This is a genomic window from Mesorhizobium sp. M2C.T.Ca.TU.002.02.1.1 (assembly GCF_003997225.1).
In genome coordinates this window covers 1-3,901 of record NZ_RZTO01000600.1, presented here as the reverse complement: position 1 = coordinate 3,901, position 3,901 = coordinate 1, and the positions used below count along the sequence as shown (strand labels likewise).

At 62.5% G+C, this 3,901-nt stretch carries 6 protein-coding genes; all 6 read right to left on the bottom strand.

Annotation, left to right across the window (positions count from 1 at the left end; all coding sequences use genetic code 11):
- Window positions 1–307: NAD(P)-binding domain-containing protein (locus EOD07_RS25815; RefSeq protein ID WP_164772518.1), on the bottom strand; the 307-nt coding region annotated here is incomplete at its 3' end.
- A 113-nt stretch (window positions 308–420) separates the two neighbouring features.
- The gene (locus EOD07_RS25810) at window positions 421–1,245 is read right to left on the bottom strand and encodes an ABC transporter permease (protein WP_127237426.1); all 825 of its coding nucleotides are present in this window, start codon (window positions 1,243–1,245) and stop codon (window positions 421–423) included.
- Window positions 1,242–1,958, bottom strand: coding sequence for an ABC transporter permease (locus EOD07_RS25805; RefSeq protein WP_127237425.1), 717 nt, complete (start codon window positions 1,956–1,958; stop codon window positions 1,242–1,244). The genes EOD07_RS25810 and EOD07_RS25805 overlap by 4 nt, the downstream gene beginning before the upstream one ends.
- Window positions 1,959–2,035: 77 nt before the next feature.
- Window positions 2,036–2,821, bottom strand: a complete 786-nt coding sequence (locus tag EOD07_RS25800; RefSeq protein WP_040982781.1) for an ABC transporter substrate-binding protein — start codon at window positions 2,819–2,821, stop codon at window positions 2,036–2,038.
- 151 nt (window positions 2,822–2,972) lie between these two features.
- Window positions 2,973–3,488 carry a molybdopterin-guanine dinucleotide biosynthesis protein B gene (mobB, locus tag EOD07_RS25795; protein WP_127237424.1) on the bottom strand — a complete coding sequence of 172 codons (516 nt, stop codon included), beginning with the start codon at window positions 3,486–3,488 and terminating at the stop codon, window positions 2,973–2,975.
- A partial coding sequence (locus EOD07_RS25790) for an NTP transferase domain-containing protein (RefSeq protein WP_127237423.1) occupies window positions 3,485–3,901 on the bottom strand: 417 nt, incomplete at its 5' end. The genes EOD07_RS25790 and mobB, both read right to left, overlap by 4 nt.

Below are 3,901 nucleotides of genomic sequence, written 5' to 3'. Positions count from 1 at the left end.
CCTCGGCCGAGGCGGTGGTGTTGTCGATGAAGACGGAACCCTTCTTCATCGCCGCGAAGGCGCCATTCGGGCCGGTGGTCACCGAGCGCAGATCATCGTCATTGCCGACGCAGGAGAAGACGAAGTCCTTGCCCTCGGCAGCCTCGGCCGGCGTCAGCGCCAGTTTGCCGCCATGCTGGGCCACCCACTGCTCGGCCTTTGCCTTGGTACGGTTATAGACGGTGACGTCATGCCCGCCCTTGTTCCTGAGGTGCCCGGCCATCGGATAGCCCATGACGCCAAGACCGAGAAATGCAACCGATGCCATACGCCTACCTTCCAACAAAACACGGTTTCCAGTGGCCGAAGGTCTAGGCCATGCGAAGAATTCGTCAAGGCATGCAGCGCCGCATCGACTGGTGCAGGCCTGAACGGTTTGATCTAGCGATGCAAATGGACGGTGATCCGGCGCTCGATCCATTCGACGCCGTGGCGCAGGATCTCGACCATCACCAGATAGACGATCGCCACCCAGATATAGGCCTGGATGTCGAAGGATTTCGCGTAGGCGAGCTTGGCGTTGCCCATCAGATCGTAGACGGTGATGATGGCAACGATCGCCGAGGCCTTGATCATCAGGATGAGCTCGTTGCCGTAGGGCCTGAGCGCGACGATGATCGCCTGCGGCAGCACCACCTTGCGCAACGTCTGCAATTTGTGCAGGCCGAGCGAGGCCGCGCCTTCCCATTGGCCGCGCGGCACGCTTTCGATGGCGCCGCGCAGGATTTCCGCCTGGTAGGCGGCGGTGTTGAGCGAGAAGGCGAAGACGCCGCAGTAGAAGGCTTCGCGGAAGAACCACCACAGCCCGACCGTCTCAAGCTCGGGCTTGAACGAGCCGATGCCGTAATAGACCAGGTAGGTCTGCACCAGCAGCGGCGTGCCGCGGAAGAAATAGACGTAGCAATAGGCAAGCCCGGACAGGATCGGGTTCGCTGACATGCGGCCATAGGCGACAGGCAGCGAGAAGATCGCTCCAAGCACCATCGAAATCGACACCAGCGACAGGGTCGTTCCCAGACCCTGCAGATAGGCCGGCGCGTAACGGGCGAAGAACTCCGGATTCCAGGCGTAGACCAGGTAGGCCACGATGCCGGCGCCGAACAGAATCCAGATGCCGACCAGCGCGTAGCCGAGGATGCGGGCTCGCGGCCAGCCGCGCGCTTGCGGCGGCGGCTTGTCGATGGCGATGGCCTGGCTGACGCTCATCGCGCTTCCCTCCGCCCGAGGTAGCGCAGGATGTAGCTCGTGGCGATCGACGACAGGACGGCCAACACCAGGAAGATCAGCGCCGCGACGCTGTAGAACAGGAAGGAATGCTTGGTGACGCGCGCCGCGACGCCGGACTGGCGCAAGGTCTCGGCGAGGTTGACCACCGAGACCAAAGAGGTGTCCTTGAGCAGGCTCAGCCAGCAATTCTCGAGACCCGGAAAAGCGATGCGTATCAGCTGCGGCAGGATCACCAGCCGCATCGTCTGCCATTTCGACAGGCCAATGGCGTAGCCTCCCTCATATTGGCCTTTCGGAATGGCGCGGAACGCGGAGAGGAAGACCTCGCTGGCGTAGGAGGAAAAGATCAGCGCCAGCACGATCATGCCGGCGACGAAGCTGTTGACGTCGATGGTGGCATTCGGATTGAACAGCCGCACGACATATTGCAACAGAAGCGGCATGCCGAAGAAGAACAGGAACAGCGTCACCAGTTCGGGCAGGCCGCGAAAGACCGTGGTGTAGATGTTGCCGGCGAGCCTGAGCGACGGCTCTTCGTGCTGCTTGGCGAATGCGACGAAGAACCCGATCACCAGGCCGATCGGCAATGTGGCGAGCGCCAATGCAATGGTGACCAGAACGCCAGACGCAATGTCGTCACTCCAGCCGTCCGGTCCCCAGCTGAGAAGTGTCCAAATGCTTTGGGCCGGCATTGACGGGTCGAGTCTCCGTGGCGATCCCGGGAGAAGAGAAGGGCGGCGAGGGGTGCCTCACCGCCCTGGCTAACTTATCAGGATTCGGCGCCGTAGACGTCGAACTTGAAGTACTTGTCGTTGATTTCCTTGTATTTTCCGTTCTTGCGGATGGCGTCGATCGCGTTGTTCAGCTGGTTGACGAGATCGGTCTCGCCCTTGCGCACTGCAATGCCGGCGCCCGGTCCGAAGATTTCGACCGGCTGCGGCGAGGGCTGACCGAGGATCTTGCAGCAGGCGCCGTCCGGCGAATCCAGCCACTGCTGCAGCACCACGATGTCGTCCTCGATGGCATCGAGACGGCCATTGGCGAGGTCGGCCTGCTCCTCGGGGCTGCTCGGATAGCCCTTGATGGTGCTGTCCGTGTAGGTCTTGGAAGCGTAGTTGTAGTGCGTGGTCGTGGTGGCGACGCCGATGTTCTTGCCGGCGAGGTCTTCTTTGGTCACGCCCTTGAGCGGCGAATCCTTCGGCACGGCGATGGCCGAGGGGGTGTTGTAGTATTTGTGGGTGAAGTCGACCTTTTCCTGGCGCTCGGGCGTGATCGACATCGAGGCGACGATGGCATCGAACTTGCCGGCCTGGAGCGCCGGGATGATGCCGTCCCAGTCCTGCGCGACGAAGGTGCACTTCACCTTCATCTCGTCGCAGAGAGCCTTGGCGATATCGATGTCGAAGCCGACCAGCTGGCCGTCCGAGGTCAGGTTGTTGAAGGGCGGGTACGCGCCTTCGGTGCCGATCCTCAGGGTCTTTTCCTGAGCCTGGGCGACGCCAAGTGTCAGCAGCGCGGCCGAAGCGGCAAGCGCGATACGCAGTGCAATACGCATGATAATCCTCTCATATTGTCATGGCCGCTGTCCCGTGCGGCTCTTGTGGGCGGAGCTTCTTTACCGCCCGCTGGGGCGGATACTCCCACTCTTTCCAAGAAAAAAGCAACTGCAAATCAACGGCAAACGACAATCAGGATGTGCCGTTGCGTTACTTGGTTCGAGCAACGAGACCTGTGCTGCGCTCGACAAAGTCGGCTATCGATTTGGTGTCGTCGAGGTCGAAAACCGGCAGGTCTTCGCCTTCGACCGTAAAGTCGGCGGCGACCGCGACGATGTTGGGATCGTTGGCCGACAGCGGCGTCCGATCCTTGGCTTCGAGCCGCCTTGCCTCGATCTTCTTGTGCGCTTCGCGCTTGTAACCTTCGACCAGCACGATGTCCGAGGGCGACAGCCGCGCCAGAATATCGTCCAGCGTCGGTTCGTCCTCGCCGCGCAGTTCGTGCATCAGCGCCCAGCGCCGGCCGGATACGATGGCAACCTCCATGGCACCCGCCTGCCGATGGCGGAAAGAATCGGCGCCCGGCTTGTCGATGTCGAAGTCATGGTGGGCGTGCTTCACCGTCGAAACCGTCCAGCCGCGCGCCACCAGCTCGGTGACGAGCTTTTCCGTCAGGGTCGTCTTGCCGGAGTTCTTCCAGCCGGTGATGCCGAATACGCGTCTCATGGCCTGAGGATTTGCAACAGACGCTCCGCCGCAGCAAGGTCGTCCGGTGTGTTGACGTTGAAGAACGGGTCGATCTTCTGGTTGCCGGCCGCGATCATGGGGAACCCGACCTCGACATGGCCCTGGCGCTCCATGAAGGTCGAAACCCGCCGGTTGTCCTCATCGACCAGGAAACGACGCAAGGCGTCGCGCAGGCCGAGCGGCCAGAGCGCGAAGGTCGGGTGCCATCTGCCGCCCGAGCTGGCGACGGCGATCGCGCCAGGCCGGTCGCGGGTTGCGGCGGCGAGGCGCTCGACGAGGCCGTCGGGGAAGAACGGCGTGTCGCCGGCGGCGCTCATCAGCCAAAGACAGCCTGTTTGCTTCGCCGCCCATTCGAGACCGGCGAGGATGCCTGCCAGCGGTCCGGCATGGCC